The organism is Microbulbifer sp., assembly GCF_036563125.1.
Taxonomy (GTDB): Bacteria; Pseudomonadota; Gammaproteobacteria; order Pseudomonadales; family Cellvibrionaceae; genus Microbulbifer.
In genome coordinates this window covers 1-5,155 of the sequence record NZ_DATCMV010000109.1, presented here as the reverse complement: position 1 = coordinate 5,155, position 5,155 = coordinate 1, and the positions used below count along the sequence as shown (strand labels likewise).

Below are 5,155 nucleotides of genomic sequence, written 5' to 3'. Positions count from 1 at the left end.
ACACGCCCTGCTTGATGCCGTAATCCTGATCCGGTGCGTACCACACCGCACGCCCCTTCTGCAGCGCCCGCAACATGCCGCGCACGTCCTTGCGCTGGTACACCTCGGAGTCCTCCCCGTGGCGCTCGCGTCCCTTGCGCTGCATATAGTCGTAAACCGGGTTTTTGTGCGGCCGGTACATACCGTCCACCGGATGGCTCATGGCCATGAAGGCGGCACCGATTTCCAGCGTGGTGAAATGCATCGCCATCATCACCACACCCTGACCGCGGCTGTGGGGCTCCTGCAGGTACTCCAATCCTTCAATGGTGAAGCGCCGGCGCAGCCAGCGGCTGGAGCGGAACCAGGCCATGCCGGTTTCCATCAGTGCGATACCGTTGGAGGCGAAGTTGCGCCGCAGCAACTGCTCACGTTTGAGGGCTGAGAGCTCGGGGAAGCACAGCGCCAGATTGCGCTCGGCGATATGCCGTCGAGTGCTGGCAAAGCGCAGCATCAGCCGGCCAAGGGCACGGCCGAGGGCCATCTGCCAGTTGTAGGGCAGTTGTGCCACCAGGAACCAAAGGCCAAACAGCAGCCAGGTCAGCCAGTAGCGCGGGTGCAGCAGAGCGGCACGAAAACGGGGTTTTTCCATAAATTGCGGACAGCAGACGTCGGGGAGTTAGCACCAGGTGGCCACAGCCCCCGGAGGAAAACGGCGCATTATAGCCGTGGACGCCGATCCGAGGGTACTCCCTACCGGTAACCGCCCAGTCTTGGGAACAGGATCTGTTCTGCGGGCTGAACAGCCGCCCGGGTTTCCGCAGTGTTACCCGGGCTCAGTGCCGCAGCAGTGCGTCCAGCTCATCAACCACCTCGCACCAGTCCGAATCTTCCAGGATCGCATCGCGCAGGAACTTGCGCTGGCTCTCGCTCCAGAACTGGGCCCGGGCCAGGGTCTCTTCGCCCACCAGGTGATGACGGGCGAGAAAGTCCTCGATGGCGTTGTCGTCGGAGCTGAGCCCCAACTGGGCAAATAGGTCGTTGAGGGTGTGATGACCGGTCTGCATGAAAACTCCCCTTGTTCCGATGGCCAGTTGCACCGAAGGGTCGACCCGGCTCGGCGCGAAACACTACCTTGCAGTATAGACAGCGGCAGTAGGGTCTCGCGCGGGCAGATGCAGATTGTGGGCTGAAGCTATGCCGTCCAGTCAGGGTGCCGGATTGGGGTTCTGGCGGTGGATCGCCTCGATGGCCTCGAGTTGATCTTCGCTCAACTGCAGCGCGCTGCTGGCGATGTTGGACCTGAGCTGCTCCATGGTGGTGGCGCCGATGATGTTGGACGTCACAAACGGTTGCTGGGTGACAAAGGCCAGCGCCATCTGTGCCGGGTCGAGGCCAAACTCCGCTGCCAGCTTCACATACTGCTCGGTGGCGGCAACCGCGCGCTCGCCGGTATAACGCTGGAAGCGCTCGAACAGGGTCAGGCGCGCGCCCGCGGGTCTGGCGCCATTCAGGTATTTGCCGCTCAGGGTGCCGAAGGCCAGAGGGGAATAGGCGAGCAGACCACACTGTTCGCGAATCGCCATTTCCGCCAGCCCCACCTCGAAGCTGCGGTTTAGCAGGCTGTAGGGGTTCTGGATTGAGGCAACCCGTGGCTTGCTGCCGTGGGCGGCGAGACGCAGGTAACGATGCATCCCCCACGGGGTCTCGTTGGACAGGCCGATATGGCGCACCTTGCCCGCCGCCACCAGTTCCTGCAGCGCGCTCAGGGTTTCACTGATATCCACACCGTCGTCTTCGCCATGCTGGTAACCCAGCTTGCCGAAAAAGTTGGACTGCCGCTCTGGCCAGTGCACCTGATACAGATCAATGTAGTCGGTTTTGAGGCGCGCGAGAGAGTCGTCGCAGGCCTTCAGGATCTGCGCGCGATCGAGGCGAGGGCCACCGCGAATGTGGCTTACACCGGGATTGCCGTCGCCGCGCCCGGTCACCTTGGTGGCGAGTACCAGTGCTTCCCGGTTGCCGCGTTTTTCCAGCCAGTTGCCAATGATTTCCTCGGTGCGACCGTAAGTTTCGGGCTTTGGCGGCACCGGATACATTTCTGCGCAGTCGATGAAATTCACCCCGTGGGCAACGGCGTAATCCAGCTGCTCGAACGCTTCCGCTTCCGAATTCTGTTCACCAAAGGTCATGGTGCCGAGGCAGATCTTACTCACCTGGAGATCGGTTTTTCCGAGCTTGCGGGTTTCCATGAAACGTCTCCTGCGGAATCAAAAGTTCACAAGTATAAAACGGAAACGCCGGGCAAATACCCGGCGTTTCGTTTCGACCGTATTTTCACGTTGCCACTTTAGTTAACAACGTGCAGCGGCCTTAATTAAAATCCGCTTCCACCAGCGGGCTGATGTCGGCGTCGTAATCGATACCCTTTACACCAAAGCCGAACAGCTTGAGGAAATCGTCCGCATAACCCTTGTAATCGGTCAGCTCAAACAGGTTTTCCTCGGTCACCTCCGGCCACAGCTTTTCAATCTTGGCCTGGGTTTCCGCGCGCAGTTCCTTGTCATCCATGCGGAAGCGATTGACGTCGTCGAGACGCGGGGCATCGGTGTACAGGCCTTCGGTGTAGAGGCGGTACAGCTGTTCGATGCAGCCCTCGTGGGTGCCCTCTTCCTTCATCACTTTGTAGACGAGAGAAATGTACAGCGGCATTACCGGAATTGCAGAGCTGGACTGGGTGACCAGGGCTTTCAGCACGGCAACATTGGCGCTCGCACTGCCGCTGTCGCTGATGGCCTTGGCGGCGCGGTCCAGGTCTTCCTTGGCCTTGCCGATAGTGGCGTGACCGTAGATCGGCCAGGTAAGTTTTTCGCCGATGTAGGTGTAGGCAACGGTTTTGCAGTCGTCCGCCAGTACACCGGCGTCACTCAGCGCCTGCATCCACAGTTCCCAGTCTTCGCCGCCCATCACTTTGACGGTGGCCGCGATCTCTTCTTCGTTCGCCGGATCAACACTGATGTCGGAAATTTCCAGCTTGTCGGTGTTGAGGTTTTTCGCGGTGTAAGACTTGCCGATGGGCTTCAGCACAGAGCTGTACAGTTCACCGGTTTTGGGGTCGGTACGACGCGGAGACGCGAGGCTGTAGATCACCAGGTCAATTTTGCCGAGGTCTTTTTTGATGAAGTCGATGGCCTGGGCTTTGATTTCGTCAGAGAAGGCGTCGCCGTTGATGCTTTTGGCATACAGGCCGGCTTTGTGGGCCTCTTCTTCGAAGGCGGCGGAATTGTAGTAACCGGCAGACGCGGTGCGCTTGTCCGTCGGCGGCTTTTCGAAAAATACACCAAGGGTGTTGGCACCACAGCCGAAAGCGGCAGTGATACGGGAAGCGAGACCGTAACCGGTGGAGGCGCCTACCACGAGGACATTCTTCGGGCCGTTTTCGATGGCGGGCTGGGATTTGATGTATTCGATCTGCTCGCGCACGTTGGCAGCGCAGCCCTGCGGGTGGGCGTTGGTACAGATGAATCCGCGAACTTTCGGCTGGATGATCATGCCGGGCTCTCTCCGTTGGGTGATTCTTCGATCTAGTTAATCTAGAAAATCCAGATGGCCGACTGACCGGCCATAAAGGCGCACATTCTAATGGCGTTTGAAGGCAACTCCCAGAGTGGCAGGTCACGATACAGGAATTTCGCGGCCAGAATATCTGGTATTGCGGCCAGTTTAGCCAAGCTCATGCAGTAGTGGCTGCCCCCATTAAGTGCGCACCGCACATAATTTGCACACCTATGACTGTGACCAGCTCGACGGTCGCCCTCAATTATGCCCAGCGGCGGTATGGCACCGGGTAAATGGACCTTTTTCTTCCAATCCTCAGTTACCGCTATACCTCAGAATATTCACATTTCCTTGGCACGCTTAATGCACTTCAAGGGTTGGGGCCGTTATGGAATACGGCAATTTTCAGTCCCAACCAAGGGGTAACCAGCGAGGTATCACTCATGAAGTACTACTCACGTCATTTCGTAAAACCCGGCGACCTGAATCCGGCCCAACGTCTGTTCGGCGGCCAGGCACTGGCGTGGATAGATGAGGAGGCGGCCATTTTCGCGGGATGCCAGATGGGTACCGCAAACATCGTGACCAAGATGATGTCGGAAATTGATTTTGTCAGTTCCGCAGTGTGCGGGGACATTGTGGAATTCGGGTTTGAGGTAGTGGATATCGGCCGTACATCGCTGACGGTGCACTGCGAAATGCGCAACAAGCAGACCCGGGACCTGATTGTGCGGGTGGATCGTATCGTGTTTGTGGCCCTGGATGCGGAAGGAAAGCCCACCCCTCACAAGAAAGCGGGCATGACCGTGGAGCAGGCTGCAAATTCAGCCATCGCAGAAAACAAACTTGCCAGTTAATTTTTTCTAATTTCATTGGCCCGGAGCACCCGGCTCCGGGCTTTCAGAAAATCGCAAGCAACTTTCAATCAGCCAAGCAACTTCCAATCAATAAGCCAAGCAACTTCCAATCAGCGCAGCAATAACAACGGCTGCTTGGTCCCCAGTAACATCTTCGCCGTCACACTACCCAGCAACAGATCCCGCAACTTACTGTGGCTGAACGCCCCCATTACCGTCAGGTCGATGTCGTGCTGCTGCTGATAGGCAATCAGTGCATCCACGGTTTTACCCTGCAGGTTTGCACTGATTACCGAAATACCACCGTGACTCAACGCTTCCGCCCCTTCCATCAGCACCGACTGAGCACCCTCACCAACGTGTACCAGGTGACACTCAATGCCCTTAAACACCGGGCTACTCGCCACCATATCCAGCGCCTTGCGCGCAGCTTCACTGCCATCGTAGGCGAGCATGATCGAGCGCGGCGCCTTGAACTCCCGGTTCACCACCAGAATCGGTTTGTGTAGCGAGCGCACAATCGACTCCAGCTGTGCGCCCAAGCCCCGGTTTTGCTGTTCGTGTTCCTCACCGCGAATTCCCAGCACCAGAACCCGGATATGATCCTCCAGTTCCACCAGCGACTCCACCAGGGAACCGTGGCGCTGACACGTCAACACCCGCTCCGCCCCGGCATCCGCCGCCCGCTCTTTGGCCCTCTCAAGCATCTGCCGGCCCTGTTCCAACAACAGCTTCGAACGCTGCTGCTCCAGGTTGGCCAG

6 protein-coding genes are annotated in these 5,155 nt (G+C 58.3%); 1 reads left to right on the top strand and 5 read right to left on the bottom strand.

What is annotated here, in order from left to right; genetic code table 11:
• From VIL80_RS08655 to fabV, 4 genes are all read right to left on the bottom strand, one after another.
• On the bottom strand, positions 1-631 hold a 631-nt coding region (locus VIL80_RS08655), incomplete at its 3' end, for an LpxL/LpxP family acyltransferase (protein ID WP_332035713.1).
• Between the two features lie 184 nt (positions 632-815).
• On the bottom strand, positions 816-1,046 hold the full coding sequence (locus VIL80_RS08650) for a DUF2789 domain-containing protein (RefSeq protein ID WP_318954986.1): 231 nt from the start codon (positions 1,044-1,046) through the stop codon (positions 816-818).
• 141 nt (positions 1,047-1,187) lie between these two features.
• Positions 1,188-2,231, bottom strand: a complete 1,044-nt coding sequence (locus VIL80_RS08645; protein WP_332035712.1) for an NADP(H)-dependent aldo-keto reductase — start codon at positions 2,229-2,231, stop codon at positions 1,188-1,190.
• A gap of 121 nt (positions 2,232-2,352) precedes the next feature.
• The gene (fabV, locus tag VIL80_RS08640) at positions 2,353-3,531 is read right to left on the bottom strand and encodes an enoyl-ACP reductase FabV (protein ID WP_332035711.1); all 1,179 of its coding nucleotides are present in this window, start codon (positions 3,529-3,531) and stop codon (positions 2,353-2,355) included.
• 449 nt (positions 3,532-3,980) lie between these two features.
• On the opposite strand from fabV, the gene VIL80_RS08635 reads away from it, so the two are divergent.
• Positions 3,981-4,394, top strand: coding sequence for an acyl-CoA thioesterase (locus VIL80_RS08635; protein WP_318954989.1), 414 nt, complete (start codon positions 3,981-3,983; stop codon positions 4,392-4,394).
• Positions 4,395-4,504: 110 nt separating this feature from the next.
• Here VIL80_RS08635 and VIL80_RS08630 read toward each other — a convergent pair.
• On the bottom strand, positions 4,505-5,155 hold a 651-nt coding region (locus tag VIL80_RS08630), incomplete at its 5' end, for a universal stress protein (protein WP_332035710.1).

Coding starts and splice junctions, on each gene's coding strand:
- VIL80_RS08650 (WP_318954986.1), bottom strand. CDS start 1,046: ATGCAGACCGGTCATCACACCCTCAACGACCTATTTGCCCAGTTGGGG.
- VIL80_RS08645 (WP_332035712.1), bottom strand. CDS start 2,231: ATGGAAACCCGCAAGCTCGGAAAAACCGATCTCCAGGTGAGTAAGATC.
- fabV (WP_332035711.1), bottom strand. CDS start 3,531: ATGATCATCCAGCCGAAAGTTCGCGGATTCATCTGTACCAACGCCCAC.
- VIL80_RS08635 (WP_318954989.1), top strand. CDS start 3,981: ATGAAGTACTACTCACGTCATTTCGTAAAACCCGGCGACCTGAATCCG.